General features: G+C 37.7%; 17 protein-coding genes and 1 other annotated feature. Of the genes, 3 read left to right on the forward strand and 14 right to left on the reverse strand.

Features of this window, described 5'->3' with window-relative positions:
- Positions 1-16: 16 nt before the first annotated feature.
- Complete coding sequence (locus NKR74_RS19650) at positions 17-646, reverse strand: DUF2953 domain-containing protein (protein WP_253630564.1); 630 nt, start codon at positions 644-646, stop codon at positions 17-19.
- Positions 647-803: 157 nt separating this feature from the next.
- Between NKR74_RS19650 and NKR74_RS19655 the strand changes: the two genes are divergently transcribed.
- Complete coding sequence (locus NKR74_RS19655; RefSeq protein ID WP_253630565.1) at positions 804-1607, forward strand: NAD kinase; 804 nt, start codon at positions 804-806, stop codon at positions 1605-1607.
- A 25-nt stretch (positions 1608-1632) separates the two neighbouring features.
- On the opposite strand, the gene NKR74_RS19660 is transcribed toward NKR74_RS19655, so the two are convergent.
- From NKR74_RS19660 to refZ, 7 genes are all read right to left on the reverse strand, one after another.
- Positions 1633-3195, reverse strand: coding sequence for an amidohydrolase (locus NKR74_RS19660; RefSeq protein ID WP_253630566.1), 1563 nt, complete (start codon positions 3193-3195; stop codon positions 1633-1635).
- A 248-nt stretch (positions 3196-3443) separates the two neighbouring features.
- A complete protein-coding gene (gene mbcS / locus NKR74_RS19665) occupies positions 3444-5030 on the reverse strand; it encodes an acyl-CoA synthetase MbcS (RefSeq protein ID WP_253631185.1) in 1587 nt (528 codons plus the stop codon).
- A gap of 254 nt (positions 5031-5284) precedes the next feature.
- Positions 5285-5485, reverse strand: a complete 201-nt coding sequence (locus NKR74_RS19670; protein ID WP_253630567.1) for an alpha/beta-type small acid-soluble spore protein — start codon at positions 5483-5485, stop codon at positions 5285-5287.
- A 79-nt stretch (positions 5486-5564) separates the two neighbouring features.
- A complete protein-coding gene (thiI, locus tag NKR74_RS19675) occupies positions 5565-6776 on the reverse strand; it encodes a tRNA uracil 4-sulfurtransferase ThiI (RefSeq protein WP_253630568.1) in 1212 nt (403 codons plus the stop codon).
- 6 nt (positions 6777-6782) lie between these two features.
- Positions 6783-7925 carry a cysteine desulfurase family protein gene (locus tag NKR74_RS19680; RefSeq protein ID WP_253630569.1) on the reverse strand — a complete coding sequence of 381 codons (1143 nt, stop codon included), beginning with the start codon at positions 7923-7925 and terminating at the stop codon, positions 6783-6785.
- 217 nt (positions 7926-8142) lie between these two features.
- Complete coding sequence (gene ezrA / locus NKR74_RS19685; RefSeq protein WP_253630570.1) at positions 8143-9852, reverse strand: septation ring formation regulator EzrA; 1710 nt, start codon at positions 9850-9852, stop codon at positions 8143-8145.
- A gap of 425 nt (positions 9853-10277) precedes the next feature.
- Positions 10278-10916, reverse strand: coding sequence for a forespore capture DNA-binding protein RefZ (gene refZ / locus NKR74_RS19690; protein WP_098305431.1), 639 nt, complete (start codon positions 10914-10916; stop codon positions 10278-10280).
- Between the two features lie 236 nt (positions 10917-11152).
- Between refZ and NKR74_RS19695 the strand changes: the two genes are divergently transcribed.
- Positions 11153-11632, forward strand: coding sequence for a GAF domain-containing protein (locus NKR74_RS19695; RefSeq protein WP_253630571.1), 480 nt, complete (start codon positions 11153-11155; stop codon positions 11630-11632).
- A 12-nt stretch (positions 11633-11644) separates the two neighbouring features.
- Here the strand turns inward: NKR74_RS19695 and megL are convergent, their stop codons facing one another.
- Complete coding sequence (gene megL / locus NKR74_RS19700; protein WP_098305435.1) at positions 11645-12820, reverse strand: methionine gamma-lyase; 1176 nt, start codon at positions 12818-12820, stop codon at positions 11645-11647.
- 350 nt (positions 12821-13170) lie between these two features.
- Here megL and rpsD point away from each other — a divergent pair, with 350 nt between their 5' ends.
- On the forward strand, positions 13171-13773 hold the full coding sequence (rpsD, locus tag NKR74_RS19705; RefSeq protein WP_098305437.1) for a 30S ribosomal protein S4: 603 nt from the start codon (positions 13171-13173) through the stop codon (positions 13771-13773).
- A 51-nt stretch (positions 13774-13824) separates the two neighbouring features.
- On the opposite strand, the gene NKR74_RS19710 is transcribed toward rpsD, so the two are convergent.
- The 5 genes from NKR74_RS19710 to acsA all read right to left on the reverse strand — a co-directional run bounded on the left by NKR74_RS19710 (position 13825) and on the right by acsA (position 18879).
- Positions 13825-13977, reverse strand: a complete 153-nt coding sequence (locus NKR74_RS19710; protein ID WP_253630572.1) for a transporter — start codon at positions 13975-13977, stop codon at positions 13825-13827.
- A gap of 134 nt (positions 13978-14111) precedes the next feature.
- Positions 14112-14678, reverse strand: a complete 567-nt coding sequence (locus NKR74_RS19715) for a mechanosensitive ion channel family protein (protein ID WP_098305441.1) — start codon at positions 14676-14678, stop codon at positions 14112-14114.
- 61 nt (positions 14679-14739) lie between these two features.
- Positions 14740-15996 carry a tyrosine--tRNA ligase gene (gene tyrS / locus NKR74_RS19720; RefSeq protein ID WP_098305443.1) on the reverse strand — a complete coding sequence of 419 codons (1257 nt, stop codon included), beginning with the start codon at positions 15994-15996 and terminating at the stop codon, positions 14740-14742.
- Positions 15997-16061: 65 nt separating this feature from the next.
- Positions 16062-16288, reverse strand: a binding site (T-box leader).
- 68 nt (positions 16289-16356) lie between these two features.
- Positions 16357-16983, reverse strand: a complete 627-nt coding sequence (locus tag NKR74_RS19725; protein WP_253630573.1) for a LysE family translocator — start codon at positions 16981-16983, stop codon at positions 16357-16359.
- Between the two features lie 177 nt (positions 16984-17160).
- Positions 17161-18879 (reverse strand): acetate--CoA ligase, encoded by a 1719-nt coding sequence (acsA, locus tag NKR74_RS19730; RefSeq protein WP_253630574.1) that lies wholly within the window; start codon positions 18877-18879, stop codon positions 17161-17163.
- Positions 18880-18901: the final 22 nt, after the last annotated feature.

The raw sequence follows: 18901 nt of genomic DNA on the forward strand, positions 1-18901 counted from the left end.
ATAATCCCTCCTATGTTCATTGTTGCATTGCATTATCTGTAGCAATAACTCCTTGTTGTTTCAAAAATACAAATATACGAATTGCCGCTTTCACTGCACGGTATATACGAAATGAAGCTGTTAATTCACAATGTGATGCCACAGTTTTCCCTTGAAAAATTGGAGTAACTTCAAGCTGAGGCGCATCGATAATTTCCATGTAATTTCCAGCAGCACCAACAATCATTCCTTTTACTGACCATACATAACCTGTTATAACTCCAGTGCTCGCTGCATCACCTGTTCCAACTTGCGAACGCCATCTCCAATTTTTGATTTTCACTTTTTGAAGAAAACCTTTCATCATAGTATGGATTTCTTGCATCCTTTTTATAACCTCGGCCATACTGTCAAGCATTGCTACAAACTTATCTTCTGTTCCGCCCTCTTCTCCTGCTTTTTCAATTTTTTGATCTGTTTTCTTTTGTTGTTTCTCTATCCGCTCAAGTACATCAAACGTATAATGAATCATCCATATTTTCACTTGAAATAAACACTGTTTTTCTGTTTCTGTATATAACAAACTAATTTTCAGCGATAATTTCGATAACAAAATAAGCAAGACGAACAAAATAAGTATTCCAATTCCAATCGCAAGCCACTTCATCGTACCATCCTTTCATTCCGTATCCATTATCGACACAATATGAAAAGAATAAACAAAATTGAAAATATAGATTTTTCTAAAAAATAGAAGGACTTTTGATACTTTTTATCGAAATATAATATTCGAACATATTATTTACTGCATGGAGGGATACAAAATGGCAGATCGTCGCAATTTATTTTTCTTTTACGGTGATGATAAAGCAACACTTGTCGAAAAAATGAAACCAGTATACGACATTTTAGAAGAAAATGGATTTACAATATTAGACCATCCAAAACATGCAAATGCCATCGTTAGTGTTGGCGACGACGGTACATTCTTGCAAGCTGTCAGAAAAACAGGATTTCGTGAAGATTGTTTATACGCAGGGGTTTCGACAACAGATGATATTTCCTTTTACTGTGACTTCCACATTGACCATGTCGATAGCGCCCTTCAAGAAATCACAAAAAATGAAATTGAAGTAAGAAGATATCCAACAATTCAAATAACAGTTGATCACGATACATCTTTTTATTGCTTAAATGAATTTTCACTGCGCTCTAGCGTTATTAAAACATTTGTACTAGATGTGTACGTTGATGACTTATACTTTGAAACATTCAGAGGCGATGGCTTAGTCGTTTCTACACCAACTGGAAGCACGGCGTATAATAAATCACTACACGGAGCTGTTGTGGATCCATTAATTCCATGTTTCCAAGTGAGTGAACTTGCTTCTTTAAATAACAATACGTACCGTACACTTGGTTCTCCATTTATTTTAAGTAGCAATCGTACATTGACATTAAAATTAGCTCCAAATGGAAAAGATTATCCTGTCATGGGCATGGATAACGAAGCATTAAGTATTAAACAAGTTGAAAAAGCAGTTGTTCGTTTAAGCGATAAACAAATTAAAACAGTAAAACTAAAAAATAACTCGTTCTGGGAAAAAGTACAAAGAACGTTTTTATAAAAAATAGAGGCGGCATATGCCGCCTCTATTTTTTATATACAATTTCACCATCTACAACCGTTATTACAACATCTACCTCTTTTATTTCCTCTTCTTGAATGTCAAATATATCTCTGTCTAATATAGTAAAATCCGCTTCATATCCTGCAGCAATTTTCCCCCGGCTTTCTTCTTTTCCGATTGCATATGCGCTTCCTGTTGTGAATAGCGAAGCGGCTTCAAATACTGTTAACCTTTCTTCTGGTATGTAACAGTTTCCATCTACAAAGCTTTTCCTTGTTACGGCGCTGTATATCCCTAAAAGCGGGTTCACCTGCTCGATTGGTGCATCCGAACCGCCCGCACAGTGCAAGCCAGCATGAAGAAGTGTTTTCCAGGCATACGCATAACGAAGACGCTGTTTTCCTAGTTTTTCAATAACAGATGGAAAGTCGGAAGAAACGAAGACAGGTTGAAGATCTAAAATTGCAGGGAGCTTCTTCATGCGATCGATTAACTCTTCACGCACAAGCTGACAGTGAATAATACGATCACGCTGCCCTTCCTTTGGTGGATGCATTTCGAGCACATCTATCACATATTCAAGTGATAAATCACCAATTGTATGAATTGCAACAGGCATATGGAAATCTCTCGCTTGTTTTACAAGTAGCGCCAGCTCATCACGTGAAAAGATGGCAACTCCATTTGTTTCCTTTGCATCTTCATATGGTTCACTAAGCAGCGCTGTTCGTCCGCCAAAGGAACCATCCGAAAAGATTTTCATTGCTCCAAACTCAATATAATGTGTATTCTCATAGCACTTCCGTTCATGCGCCACCTCATGATGAACAAGAAGGTGTGCTTTAAACGGCATATCTCGAATCACTTCTGCAAAAGCTTTATATGTTTTTTGAAAACCACCGTAATAGTTTAAGTCTTCTGTATGACCACCAACTAACCCGTATTTCCAACAATCTTGAATGGCTGTTTTCAATGCGTTTGTTAAATACGCTGCATCGATTTCTGGTTGAATATGAGCAATCAAATCCTGCGCTTGTTCGTACAATAAACCTGTGAATTCACCAGTTTTATCACGCCCAATTTTCCCGCCTTTCGGATCTTCTCTATCCTGCATAATCTCTGCTTTATCAAGAATATAGGAATTTACCAAAGTCACATGACGACAAACGCGTTTCAATAAAATAGGATGATGAAGTGACAGAACATCTAAATCACGTTTATGTATGTCTTTCCGATCTGTAAAGTTATTTTCATTCCAGCCTTCTCCAATAATCCATTCTCCTTGCTTGGCTATTTTTACTCGTTCAGCAACAAGATTTAACACTTCTTGATAAGATGTACATGCTGATAAATCTAAGCGAAGCAATCGTTCCCCGTGTCCAATAAGATGCATATGACTGTCTACAAGACCAGGGAGCATTGTTTTTCCTTCTACATCAAATAATTGCTCCGGATGATAACGAGCTTCTAAATCTTCTTTCATTCCAATAGCAATAATCTTACCATTTTCTACGTAAACAGCTTCTACGGTCGTTCCTTCTTCTTCCATTGTATAAATCTTTCCGCCATACCAAAGTTCTCCCATTTTTTCTCCCCCTTTGCTTCTTACTTTTTAGTGTACGAAATTGGCAGCAAGAAAAAAAGCAGGCAGATTTCTCTGCCCACGATTCTTTCGTACTTACAATCCTTCTTTATCCCGCTATTGGCGGGCAGTAAAACCCCTACCTCAAGACTCAAAGAAAATAGGTGGGGGATAACTGTCCGTAAAAGTCCGATTGGTGAGAGCTTTCCATCAGTGGGGGATAAAGCCCCCCCACTGATGGAAGTTTCACTTTACTTCGAAGCTATTTCCATTTCACGCTTTCGCAGTTCAATGCGGCGAATTTTACCGGAAATTGTTTTTGGAAGTTCTTTCACAAATTCAATCTTCCGCGGGTATTTGTAAGGTGCTGTTAATTCTTTTACATGCTCTTGCAGAAGTGGAATTAACATTTCATCTTGTTCCTCTATCCCCTCTTGTAAAACAATAAAGGCTTTTACGACATTCCCTCTTATTTCGTCTGGACTTGCCACAACAGCACATTCTCTTACGTATGGATGCTTCACAAGTGCATCTTCCACTTCAAACGGTCCAATTGTGTAACCAGAACTAATAATAATATCATCGCCTCGCCCTTCAAACCAGAAGTAGCCATCTTCATCCTTTTTCGCCTGATCACCTGTAATATAATAATCACCGCGAAATTGCATAGTTGTACGTTCCGGGTCTTTATAGTACTCCTTAAATAATGCTGGTGTTTTGATATGTACCGCAATATCTCCTACTTCTCCCGGAAGAACTGGTTTACCATCTTCATCAACAATATCAACTTGATTACCTGGCGTTGGTTTCCCCATCGAACCAGGCTTTGTTTCCATTCCTTTTAATACACCAACAAGTAATGTATTTTCTGTTTGGCCATAACCATCACGAACCGTTACATGAAAATAATTTCGGAACGTATCAATAACCTCTCTGTTCAATGGCTCTCCTGCTGAAACAGCACTATGCAAGGAAGACAAGTCATATTGCTGCAAGTTGTCTATTTTTGCCATTAAGCGATATTCAGTCGGCGTACAGCACAACACATTTACTTTATTATCACTTAATAATTGTAAATATGTTGTCGGGTCAAATTTCCCGTGATACACAAATCCCGTTGCACCTGAACCAAGTGTTGCAAGAAAAGGACTCCAAACCCACTTTTGCCACCCTGGACTTGCTGTTGCCCATACAACATCATTTTCTTCGATCGCTAACCAATTTGCAGCGCTCGTACGAAGATGAGCATACGCCCAAGCATGTGTATGTACAACACCTTTTGGATTACCTGTCGTTCCAGATGTATATGATAAAAACACCATATCATCACAATTTGTCTCTGCTATTTTTAGTACATCACTCTCTGTTTCAAGCGCTTCTCTTATATTGTTCCAACCGTCTAGCGGTTCTTCACTTAATACAAATTTATAAAGCGAATTCATGGATTCGATTCCGTCGAATTGTCTAACATACGGCTCATAACTCACAATCGCTTTTACTTCTCCATGGGCAATGCGGTATTCAATATCTTTTTTACGCAGCATTTCTGAACTTGGAATGACAACAAATCCCGCTTTAATTGCGGCAATATACGTCATATATGTTTCAATAAGACGAGGCATCATAATTAGAAGCTTGTCCCCTTTTTGCAGACCACTTTTAATAAAAGCGTTTCCAATTTTATTTGCCCCTTGTAACAATTCCCCATATGTTACTTTCTTTTTATTGCCTTGATCATCTTGCCAAATAAGCGCAAGCTTATTTGGGTGCTTTGCATGACGCTCCATCTCTTCTACTAAGTTATACGTCGGCGGTGCTAATAACTCTTCGCGGCTCACATGTCTCATACGCTTCCCCCTTTACAATATACGACTTCCTTTTAATAATAAAGAATTTTCTGTCAATAATAAAGAGTTTTCTGTCGATGGTAAAGAATTTTCTGTCAATTTAAAATTATCTTCTTTTGACAAATCGGTTTATATTTTGACCAGTTGGCTACAATAGTAGATGTTTTCTCTTATTTTTTTACAAAAAACAACAAAAAAAGAAAGAGCGGGGAATCCCGCTCTCTCTAAGCCACTATATATGGTTGTTATCGTTGAAAACCACCTAATTGTTGTTCAGCCATTGCAACTAAACGTTTTGTAATTTCTCCACCAACAGATCCGTTAGCACGAGATGTTGCATCTGGTCCAAGTTGTACACCGAACTCTTGAGCGATTTCATATTTCATTTGATCTAAAGCAGCTTGTGCACCAGGAACTGCTAATTGATTTGTATTATTGTTTGCCATATGGTATCACCTCCTTGTGAGTATAGAGTGTGATAAACCATATGGCTTCATACATATCTTTTAATGGTAATTTATGGTTTTAAAATAAATCTTCAAATTGTTCTTCTTCTGCTACTTCTACTGTTTGTAATACCATTTTCTCTGTATTGGCAACTGCTTCTTCAATAAGCGGCGTAAAATCATAGTATGATTCAAATTTATTTGCTTTTTCACGCTTCGGTTTTGTTGTTGGACTTGCTGGAGTAAATACTGTACAACAATCTTCATACGGACGAATCGAAATGTCATACGTACCGATTTGATTTGCAATTTTAATAATTTCTAGCTTATCCATCGCAATAAGTGGACGGATAATTGGATAATTTGTCACTTCGTTAATCGTGTGCATACTATCTAATGTTTGACTCGCTACTTGACCAAGGCTTTCCCCTGTTGTAAGAGCAAGCGCGTTACGCTCTTCTGCAATACGCTCTGCAATGCGCATCATCATACGGCGCATAATTGTCATCGAATAGCTAGATGGAATTTCTTTATTAATTGTTTTTTGCACTTCTGTAAACGGTACGAGATGAAGTGTTACACGTTTACAATACTTCGTTAACTCTTGGGCTAAGTCAATAACTTTTTGCTTCGCGCGCTCACTTGTAAATGGCGGACTATGGAAATGGACAGCTTCCACTGATACGCCGCGTTTCATTGTTAAGTAAGCAGCAACTGGGCTATCAATACCACCAGAAAGAAGAAGCATAACTTTTCCTCCAACACCAACTGGAAGACCGCCAGCTCCCATGCGCTCATCGCACATAATATAGCTATAACCACTTCTAATTTCAACACGGATATTTACATCTGGATTATGAACATCTACTGTAATATCCTCTGTATTTTGTAAAATATGCCCGCCGATTTCTGGAAGCAATTCCATCGTTTGCATCGGAAAATGCTTATAAGAACGATGAACCGTAATTTTAAATGTTTTTACTTCACGCTTTACTTGCAGGAAAGCAGCGAGTGCACCTTTTTTAATTTCTTCTAAATCTGTTGGCACTTTCATAGCCAAGTTAAATTTATGAATACCAAACACATCTTTTAACTTCTCCGCAACCGCTTCATGATTTTCACCATTTAATTGAATATACATCCGATCATGCGTCGCATCAATTTTTAAGTTTGTAAATTTCTTCAACTTATGTTTTACGTTATCCTTCAACGTACTTACAAATTTAGAACGGTTCTTTCCTTTTGTTGTCATTTCGCCGTAACGAACTAAAATATATTCGTATGTCATCATCTTTCCTTACCTCATCACTTCATATAATTTTGGCAATGTTTCTTTTACAATTCCTTCAAATTGTTTTACTTCTTCCATCGTATTTTCCGGCGCTAGACTCATGCGAATCGCACTTGCTGCTACTGCATGCGGCAAGCCCATCGCCAGTAAAACATGGCTGATTTCGTTTGCTTTTGAAGAACAAGCAGACTTTGTCGATACATACACATCACGTTCTTCTAAGGCATGTACAACAACCTCTGGCTTTAATCCTACAAATGATACGTTTAAAATATGCGGTGCCGTATGGTCATTCGGCGTATTAATTGTAACATCCTCCATATCATTAAAAACATGAACGAGTTCTTTTTTTAATGTTTGAAGATGTATGATATTCTCTGACTGCTTTTCTAATGTCATTCGCAAAGCTTTTATCATTGCAACAATTCCCGGCAAGTTTTCTGTACCAGAACGGTAACGCAACTCTTGTCCACCACCTGATAAAACTGAATCAAGTCTAACGCCATCACGAACATATAAAAGCCCTGTTCCTTTTACACTATGGAACTTATGCCCAGAAATCGTGCAAAGGTCGATATGATTTTCATAAAAGTCAAGTGGTACTTTTCCAATTCCTTGCACATGATCCACATGGAATCGTACTTTCGGATAGTCCACTAACAACTTTCCAATTTCACCAACAGGCTGAATCGCTCCTGTTTCGTTATTAACGTGAATCATGGAAACAAGAATTGTATCCTCTCGAAGAGCACGTTTTACATCTTCTACCGATACAACACCATTTTCATTTACAGGTAAATATGTAACGTCAAAACCAAGATTTTCTAGTTGTTTATATGATTCAGACACAGAAGCGTGTTCAATATTTGTTGTAATCATATGCTTGCCGCGGGAGCGATTTCTCATCGCAATCCCCTTAATTGCAAGGTTATTCCCTTCTGTTCCTCCAGACGTAAAGATAATTTCTGAAGGCTTTACATGAAGAAGCTGAGCTGCAATCGCACGTGATTGCGTTAATAAACGCTCTGATTCTCCCCCAAGAGAATGAATAGAAGAAGGATTTCCAAAATATTTTCCTGCAACTGTTACATAAGATTGCAAGGCTTCCGGGTATGGTTTTGTCGTCGCACTATTATCAAAATAGATCATCGTTCTTCCCCTTTCAGCGATATCACATCACACAATCATATCATAAATTCATGCGTTTACGCTAAGCATGCTCATAGTTTCCGTCATTAAAGCGGAAGTATGCTTTTCTACTTTTAACTAAAAAACGCTCCATATTCTGCTATTCATTATAGCAATATTGCATCATCACGCATACAAAAGTTATTTGAATCAAAAAAAACAAACCCCTTAATACATATTAAGGAGTTTGTTCTACGTCAACAAATTCAGCAATCTTTTGGACAACACCTGGCTCAATTTGTTCTAATACAGAAGCTGCTTGTTCAAGAGCTGCGTCGTATTCATATTCACGAAATAATCGCTCTGCGTTATCTAAACTTCGCGCCAGCATATCATCATGACTGCGATAACGATTACCATACTGAATTAGTTTCTCTACTAAATATGCTTGCTCAATTAATTCTTGCGTTGCTTCATATACACCATTTACAATAGCTACTGCTTCTTCTAACGTACCATTTACCACGCCCATATTCAGCGGTTTTAATTCCAGCTGCTCATACACACTTTGCATCGCACGTTGGCCGTTTTGCAGATCAACCATGAGGCTATCTGGCAAACCTGGTAAATTTGATTTTTGCATTATACGTTTTGATTCCATCATTGTATGGCGCATTTCTCGTAACGCTTCACGTGCTTCAAATTCATCTTTACGCATTGTTTGTAACATATCCTTGTACTCAGCGTGAAGTGCTTTCAATGTTTCACATTGCTCGTAAATTTCCTCTAAATCTTCTCGAATGACAGAGAATGCAATATCTTGCTCTGCAATACGAAGTTGTAATACTTCAAAACGCTTCATCAAAATATGCATTTGTTTTTCAATTACTTTTTGTGATTCGATATCTTTATCTTGCAGCTGATAACTTTGCTTCACAAATTGTGTTTCTGCTTTTGTTTCCAACGCCTGCTCTCGAATTGTTTCTAAATCTTCGTATACAGTTGCTGTCTGTTGCTCAACATAATATTTCGCTCTCACTTCTAATTCCAATTGTTCGTATAACGTATCGAGCTGCGTTTTTAAAACATCGATTTTTTCTTTTGCTTCCAACACATGTAGATATTCTAAATCCGCAAGACATGTTTGCAGTTGTTTGTTCATCTCTCTTACTTCTTTTGGGATTTCCAAATGATTTAATACATAGCCTTGCTTTTTCATATCGTCGTGACCTTGTGTTAAGTCTTCTAATTGTACTGGTAAGGTCGCTTGACATTCTACTAATAGATCAGGCACTTCATGCACAATTAGTTCTAAATTTGATAACCCTTCTTCTAAACTCCTAACAATTTCACGCGCTTTTAAATAATCTCCATTTTGCGTTGCTTCTTCAAACGTTTGAAATTTCTTAGACTCTACATCGAGTAACTCTTCAATTTTCTGTTCTGCTGAGCCAAACATATGGCGATGAGCAAGCACACTCTTTTTCATGTTCCGGTATGTATCACGTAACTGTTCAATTTCTGAATTGTTTTTCTCGTAGCTTTCCAACAGCTCTTGCAATTCATTTAATATATCAGTAATCCGATGGTCTGCTTCATCTAAACTGCTAATGGATTCATTCATGATATGTTTTGCTTTTCGGAAGGAAAATTGCGCGGCAAGCTTTTGAGCGCTTTCTAATTCTTTTTCTGCTTTCGGAAGAATATTAGCAACAATTTCATCCCATTCATTTCGCCACTTCTCAAACAGTTCTTCTGTTTGTCCGGTCATATTTAACTCTTTTACTCTCTTTAGTTCATCTGCAACGGGCTTATCCTTAATTTCTTGTTGCCATTGCTGCAATGCCTCGATATCTTTATATAAACGATTTCTCATCACAAGCTCTACTATGAGGAAGAGCAAAATAGAGCTTACTACGATGATAACGATCGTTAAAATTGAATCCATTCAAAAGCCTCCTATTTATCTTGTTTTTTGTCCGTTCCGTTTTTTGAAATGGAAGGCGTTATGTAAGAAAAGGAAAATCCCCTATATTTAACAACTGTCAATGTACTAATCATACCATGTAATCATATGTTTTTGGCCTAGTTTTTAGAAAAATTTAACGAAAGAATTTACTACCTCCAAATTCATTATGGTTACACCTCTAACCAAAAGTTATAATTGCTAAAAACAGTATTTCTCTTCTATCTTGAGGTAGGGATCTTACTGCCCGTTAATGCGGGATAAAGTAAGTACTATTACCATCTCATTGACATACTACTATATAAGAATGCAAAAAAGAAGATACTATTTCATTAGGAAGTAAACATAAAAACAGCTCGTTCCCATATATACTGGTAACAAGCTGTTTTTATGTTTTTCGATTTTCTTTATACATAAGCCGCTCTCGGCAGACGATAATGCGAATGCTCTATACAAAGAGTTTTCTCTATCCACTGCTCTACTTCCTTTATATACATTTCAATAAAAAACACTTCTGACGGAAATGAATGCAGCACTTCCGATATATATTGCGGATATAAATATGGCATACTAATCATCCCCTTCAGCTGCGTCATAAACATCGTGAAGGATATTTTTTGAAATTCTTTATTTTCCTGACCTTTTCTAATAAGTTGTTCCACATAATATCTCTCTTTTGAAAAGTAAATCGTCATTACTTCTCGAATTAATGTGCTATCTAATGAAAGTTCTCTGTAAAAGAAACGAGTAAGTTCTCTTCGCTCAAATTGATATTGTAAAATATTGCGTACCATCTGAAATAATACTTCTTTTGAAGACAAAAAATTCCGCTGTTCAAATGGCATTTCAATTACACGTAAGTACCCCTCTAAAAAGTCTGACACTAACTGTTCCAGCAATCCTTGTTTTCCAGCAAAATAATACGAAATATTGGCAGCATTGACATTTGCTTGTTTTGCTATATCACGCACCGATGTACCATTATATCCTTTCGCATAAAATAGCGAAATTGCCGCATCGATAATCTTCTGTCTCGCCTGTGTCATATACTTACTCACTCCCTTTCGTAGAACAGCTTTTATTCCTTAGCAAGCAGTAAGAGCCCGTTGGTTCAACTAGCCATCAACGGCGGACGCCCTTCTCTACTGATGAAAGTTTCACTTTTATGTAAATTTCTTGACTTTTAGGACAAATTCCTTTAATTTTCTATCGACAAAGTCATGCGAATTATAGCTTATTTTGCAATAATTTTACATTTCACTAGAGAAAGGGCGGCGTTTTTATGTTTACATCAGAAGGATATACAGGTACACGCGAGGAGCAATACGAAACAGTAATCAAACAGCTCGATGCATTATTAACAGGTGAGACAAATGTAGTAGCTAACTTAGCAAATGCATCTGCTTTACTCAATGTGTTTTTACAAGATATTAACTGGGTGGGCTTTTATGTAACGGAAGGGAATCAGCTTGTACTTGGACCATTTCAAGGATTACCAGCTTGCGTTCGTATCCCATTTGGCCGTGGTGTATGCGGCGCAGCAGCGGAAACAAAAACGACGCAACTTGTCGCTGATGTTCATCAGTTCCCTGGACATATAGCCTGTGATGCAGCTTCTAATTCAGAAATTGTTGTACCACTTATCAAAAACGGTGAAGTCATTGGCGTACTAGACATCGATAGCCCAAATAAAGGTCGTTTTGATGAAATCGATCAAACATATTTAGAGAAATTTGTAGAAACTTTATTAAACCATATATAAAAAAAACGGCTCTTAAGATAGAGCCGTTTTTTCTTTTTGCAGCGCTTGTGCTAAATCTACTACGACATCTTCCCACGCCTCAAGTCCTGCGGATAAGCGTAGTAAATTATCATAAATACCCATCTGCTCACGAATATGTTTTGGAATAACCGCATGTGTCATCGTTGCTGGATGCTGAATTAACGTTTCTGTATCACCAAGGCTAACTGCAATTGCAATTAACTTTAAGTTATCCATCAAAGCCTGTGCCTCTTCTTTTCCACCTTTTACTGTAAACGACAGCACTCCACCGCCGCGCTTCATTTGTTTATTTGCAAGCATCCCTTCCGGATACCATACATCTTCTACTAATTCATGATTTCTCAGAAAAGCAGCAATTTTTTCTGCATTTTCAGAGTGGCGATCCATCCGCACTGCTAATGTTTTTAAACCGCGCAAAAGCAGCCATGCATCAAATGGTGACATAATTCCTCCAACATCTTTGCGAATCGGACGAATTTTTTCTGCAAGCTCTTTTGTTTTACAAATCGTAACACCCGCGACAACATCACCATGACCGCCAATATATTTTGTCGCACTGTGCAAAACAACATCGCAGCCTAATGTAAGCGGTCTTTGTAAATATGGTGAACAAAACGTATTATCAACAATAACGAGAAGCCCATGCTGCTTTGCTACTTTTACAACAAGTTCTAAATCAATAAGTTTCATCGTTGGATTAATTGGTGTTTCTACAAAAATGATCTTCGTATTCGGTTGAATACTACTTGTAATCTCTGCTTCTGTTTCCATCTCACATAATGTATGCGTAATTGCAAATTTCTCCTCTAATACTTCTAAAAATCCATACGTACAACCGTATAATCCGTTAGAACAAACAATATGATCTCCCGCTTTTAAAAAGGCTAAAAGCGTCCCTGAAATAGCTGCCATTCCAGAGCCAAATGCAAGCGCAGCTGCCCCTTCTTCTAAAGCTGCCATTCTTTCTTCAAATAACTCGACTGTTGGATTGCCAAGTCTAGAATAAATGTAAGCTGAATCATATCCAGCAAAACTCGCTTCCCCTTGCTGGGCTGTTTCAAATGTATACGTAGATGTTTGAAATAACGGAGGTGTTAAACTCCCTTTATACTGCGCAGCATCATACCCGTGATGGACTAACGTCGTTTCGATATGTTTCTTTTTCATACAAACATCCCCCTTATACTCCATACTATGTAAGCGTTTTCTATCTGTTGCTATCCTTTCCATGAGCATTCATAAAATTCCTTCTTGCATTTTTCCAAAATTTATATGTATAAAATAAAAATTGATATTCTTGACTCCCTCCTAATAAACAGATATAATAGCCTTTGTGTAAAATAAAAAGGCAGCCTTGTAATGTGAGTTTATTGTTTGTATTTTGTTCCTCACGAAGAGGTGTATCGTGTAACTCCCTGCTGCTGGAGCGAGGGTACATGAAAATGAAATACGCATAAATGTCAATTACGTCTGTTTTTATTTTACAAAAATAAAAACATCTAAAGGAGGAGTCATTCATGGCTCGTTATACAGGTCCATCTTGGAAACTTTCTCGTCGTCTTGGAATCTCTCTAAGCGGCACAGGTAAAGAATTAGAAAAACGCCCTTACGCACCAGGTCCACACGGTCCTAACCAACGTAAGAAACTTTCAGAATACGGTTTACAATTACAAGAAAAACAAAAACTTCGTCACATGTACGGCATGACTGAGCGTCAATTCCGTCGCACATTTGACCAAGCTGGTAAAATGATGGGTAAACACGGTGAAAACTTCATGATCCTTCTTGAAGCTCGCCTTGATAACCTAGTTTACCGCATGGGCTTAACTCGCACTCGTCGCGCTGCTCGTCAATTAGTAAACCACGGCCACATCATGGTAGATGGCGCTCGCGTTGATATCCCATCTTACCGCGTTAAACCAGGCCAAACAATCAGCGTTCGCGAAAAATCTCAGAACCTAGCTGTAGTTAAAGAAGCTATCGAAGTTAACAACTTCGTACCTGAGTACTTAACTTTCGATGCTGACAAATTAGAAGCTACTTTCACTCGCTTACCAGAGCGCGCTGAATTAGCTGCTGAAATCAACGAAGCGTTAATCGTAGAGTTCTACTCTCGTTAATGATGAAAAGCCAATCCTTTTGGATTGGCTTTTTTCGTTGTATAAAATTTCTTATTTAAGCTTTATATTCATGGTTTCATTACGTTCTTGTTTCTCTACATAAACATGTTGTTCACTTTGATTCTTTTGTAAGTGAGTTTTTTCATTTTCTGCTAACTGTCCTGCGTTCAGTAACGAAAAGATAATTAATGCTTCTAGTGACATATAGTTAAGCTCCTTTTTTCTATCACTTATGATACTTACATCATACATACTTGTTATGAACTTGAAGTGAACATACGGAAAATTTTTGAACAAAAAAGACTCCGGTATCACATACCGAAGTCTTATATATTCTCTTACGCTATTTCTTTACGCTTTTCCCCTAAAGAGTAGTTCACAACTTTTGTAATTGAGCTATTTGGAATGAAGTAAATCTCCCCTTCTTCTGCAACTAGCTGCGTCGTACGAAGCCCTACTTCTTCGACAATACCATCGATATCATTAATTTTCACTTTATCGCCAACTGAAAATTGATCTTCAAAAATAATAAAGAATCCTGTTACAATGTCTTTTACTAAGTTTTGTGCACCAAAACCAATTGCTAAACCGGCAACACTCACTCCAGCAAGAAGTGCTTTAATATCGATTCCTACTGTGTCTAAAACCGTCACAACTACCATGAAATACACAACATAATGAACAATATTTTGACAAAGCTTCGTTAATGTCGCCTCACGTCTTTCATTCGTGCGAACAGGCGCTTTGCTGCTCATCTTAAAAATTTGTTCAATTCCTACACAAGTTACGCGAATAACCACTTTTGCAACAATAAAAATAATAATAATTCTTAGGATAGTTCCCCCAAAGCTCATTAATTTTTCTGGGTTTAAAATATAATCTTCAAAGAATTTCTGAATATCCAAAATATTAACTCCTCTCCTTTAAAATGCAAAAAGCGTAAGGATTCTTACGCTTTTTCGCATATTAGTAACGAATTAAGAAATATTTTTTCTTACCGCGGCGAATGATTGTAAATTTGCCTTCAATGCGGTCTTTTTCTGTTACCGTGTAGTCTAACTCTTGTGTACGTTCACCATTCACATAAACCGCGCCATTTGTAATGTCTTCACGCGCTTGACGTTTTGATGGTGAAATTTTACTTTCTACAAGTACATCCACTAGTAATGCATCTTCTGTGTTACGCTCCACAGATGGTACATCCTTAAAGCCTTGTTCGATTTCTGCTGCTGTTAATTCTGCAACAGAACCGCTAAATAGTGCTGCTGAAATTTTGATTGCTTGCTCTAATGCTGCTTCGCCGTGAACAAGTTTTGTCATTTCAGAAGCTAATGCTTTTTGTGCTTCACGTTTTTCCGGCGCTTCTGCTACTTGTTTTTCTAATTCAAGAATCTCTTCATGAGATAAGAATGTGAAGTATTTTAAGTATTTAACAACATCGCGATCATCTGTATTAATCCAGAATTGGTAGAACTCGTATGGCGTTGTTTTTTCTGGGTCTAACCAAACTGCGCCGCCTTCTGTTTTACCAAACTTTGTACCGTCAGATTTCGTTACAAGCGGTACTGTTAATCCAAACGCCTTCGCATCTTCTTCTGATTTACGGATTAATTCAAGACCAGCTGTAATGTTCCCCCATTGGTCACTACCACCAATTTGTAATTTACAGCCGTATGTTTGGTATAAGTTTAAGAAATCGTATGATTGTAAAATCATGTAGCTAAACTCTGTAAATGAGATACCTGTTTCTAAACGAGATGCAACTGTATCTTTCGCTAACATGTAGTTTAAGCCAAAGTTTTTACCGATATCGCGTAAGAATGTGATTAAATCTAAAGAACCAATCCAATCATAGTTGTTTGCGATAATCGCTGGATTACCTGCTTTTTCAAAATCTAAGAAGCTAGAAAGCTGCTCTTTAATGCGCTCACTGAAAAAGGCAACTGTTTCTTTCTCATTTAATGTACGCTCTGCTTTTTTACCACTTGGATCACCAATTAAACCTGTACCTCCGCCAACAAGTGCGATTGGTTGGTGTCCCGCTTGTTGGAAGCGACGCAGTATTAAAATTGGAAGCATATGACCAATATGTAAACTGTCAGCTGTCGGATCAAAGCCACAGTATAATTTCACACTTTCTTTCTCTAGCAACTCTTGTAAACCTTCTGCATCCGTTTGTTGATTAATCAAACCACGGAACTCAAGATCTTGTAAAATGTTCATCAAATTCACTCCTTTAGAAATAGTTTTTGCGCGGATTTTAAAAACATAAAAAAATCGCCCCTTCAATAAGGGACGATTTTACTCATCGCGTTACCACCCTAGTTGCAGGCAAAAAACCTGCCACTTCATTCACATAACGGCTTATCACCGTCTTTCCCCTTTCGGATGAAATCCAATCGAAGAAAGATGCTCCAGAGGTGTAATTCACGATCATTTATGTGCTGATTTCCACCGACCATCAGCTCTCTAAAACAGGGAAATGATCACTACTGTTCCCTTTCCACGCTCGATTATTTATATATTTTCTTTTATACCATCAATTGTATATGCATGTCAAATGAGCTTTACTTATGAAAATAACTACGGTCGTTTTTCCAGCGCTAATTTAATACCAAATGCCACAAGTACAAAACCGCTTATACCTTGAATAGCCCGCTCTGTAGACGGCTTTTTCATCCATGTCCGAATTGCATTGATTAAATAAATATAGAGTATAAACCATAGAAAGGTTAAAACTGTATATGTCATTCCCATAATAAAAAGTTGAAAAAACATATTTCCATCATGCTGTATAAATTGTGGTAAAAATGTTAAAAAGAAAATAGCTACTTTTGGATTTAACAAATTAGTAAGAAAACCTTGCCGGAAGCAAGGAGCACCCTGATACTTATTTTTAACTGTAATATCCTCCGTTTGTTTTCCTTTCTTCCGTATAGACCATAATGATACGCATCCTAAATAAATAAGATAAATAGCACCAATATACTTAAAAATAGAAAATAAAAATGCCGATTTAACAAGAATTGCAGAAATCCCAAGTACAGCCGCTAACGTATGAATACTTAAACCACATAGAATACCAAAAACAGTTTTCATTCCGCCTTGTTTTCCCTGCAGTATTGTATTCTGAGTTACTAATCCCGTATCAGGTCCTGGCAAAATAATAAGAAAAATTGACATAGCAACAAAAAGATAATATTGCGTCATTAACATCCCTCCACAGGTTAAATCTTTTCTTTATCCCATTGTATTAACCTTCTTGCATCCTCTGTTGCATTTTCCATATTACAATAAGTTATATGTAACACTAAACAATTTGAACACAATTTCACTATACTCTAAACAAGAAAGGCCTGAACCAAATGTAGTTCAGACCTTTCTTACTTAATCTTCCATCGTAGACAAGTCTCCTGTTGGCAAGTTTAACTCCCAAGCCTTTAATACACGGCGCATAATTTTACCGCTTCTCGTTTTCGGTAATTTATCACGGAACTCAATTTGACGAGGAGCCGCATGAGCAGCTAATCCTTTTTTCACAAATTGACGAATATCTTCTTTTAATTCATCGGACGCTTCATATCCTGCGCGCAGTGCGATAAACGCTTTAATAATTTCTCCGCGTACTGGATCCGGAATACCAATTACACCAGCTTCAGCTACAGCAGCGTGCTCGATTAATTTACTTTCTACTTCAAATGGACCAACGCGCTCACCTGACGTCATAATAACATCATCAATACGCCCTTGGAACCAAAAGTAGCCATCTTCATCCATATACGCAGAGTCACCTGATACATACCAGTCTCCTGGCATAAAATAAGACTCATATTTTTGCGGGTTATTCCAAACAGCACGCATCATCGATGGCCAACCTTTCGCAATCGCTAAGTTCCCCATCGTATATGGCGGCACTTCATTTCCTTCATTATCAACAATTGCTGCCTTCACGCCTGGAATTGGTTTTCCCATCGATCCTGGACGAATTTCCATACAAGGATAGTTACAAATAACTTGTCCTCCTGTTTCTGTCATCCACCATGTATCATGAATGCGAAGACCAAATACGTTCATTCCCCAACGAATTACTTCTGGATTTAACGGCTCACCAACACTTAACACGTGGCGTAGCTGTGATAAATCATACTTTTTAAGCGTATCGTTACCAGCACCCATTAGCATGCGGAATGCTGTCGGAGCACTATACCAAACCGTTACACCATAATCTTGCAACGCTTCATACCATGCCTCTGGACTAAAGCGTCCTCCTACAATAACGTTCGACGCCCCAACTAACCACGGTGCAAATATACCATAGGCAGTTCCTGTTACCCAGCCTGGATCAGCTGTGCACCAGTATACGTCGTCTTCTTTTAAATCTAGCACCCATTTTGCTGTTTGATAATGCTGAACCATTGCATTTTGAACGTGCAACACGCCTTTTGGTTTCCCTGTAGAACCAGACGTATAATGTAAAATAAGTCCATCTTCTCTTCCAAGCCATTCAATATTCAATTTATTAGAAGCTTTTTCAAAAAGTGGGTTAAACGCTGTAATTTTACCGCCTTCTTCTACATTTTCACCAACGACAAATACCGTTTTTAATGCTGGTAAATCATTAAGAGGTATGCGCTCTAACAATTCTGGCGTTGTCACAAGCACTTTTGCTTCACTATCCACTAAGCGGTCGCAAACAGCCGCTTCCATGAAAGCTTCAAATAATGGTCCGACGATTGCTCCTAGCTTTACAGCACCAAGTAAAGTAAAATACAATTCCGGTGAACGAGGCATAAAAATAAAGACGCGATCGCCTTTTTCGACGTCCCCAAAATTCTTTAAGACATTCCCTGCTTTATTCGAAAACTCCATCATTTCTTTAAATGTATATTTCTCTTTTCTCTCGCCATCTTGATAATACAATGCTACTTTATTTTTTCGGTGGGATTTAGCATGTCGATCAATTGCTTCATAAGCTATATTTACTCGCCCAGTTTCATGCCAAGAAAAGTTTTGATTTACTTCTTCCCAATTAAAATTTTGATATGCTTCATCATAATTTAACAAATTATTTTCACCTTTAATTACTGGAAGCGTTTCTACTTTCATTCTTTACATCCCCCTTCTATGT

The sequence above is a fragment of the Bacillus sp. 3103sda1 genome, assembly GCF_024159135.1.
In the GTDB taxonomy this organism is placed as follows: domain Bacteria; phylum Bacillota; class Bacilli; order Bacillales; family Bacillaceae_G; genus Bacillus_A; species Bacillus_A rhizoplanae.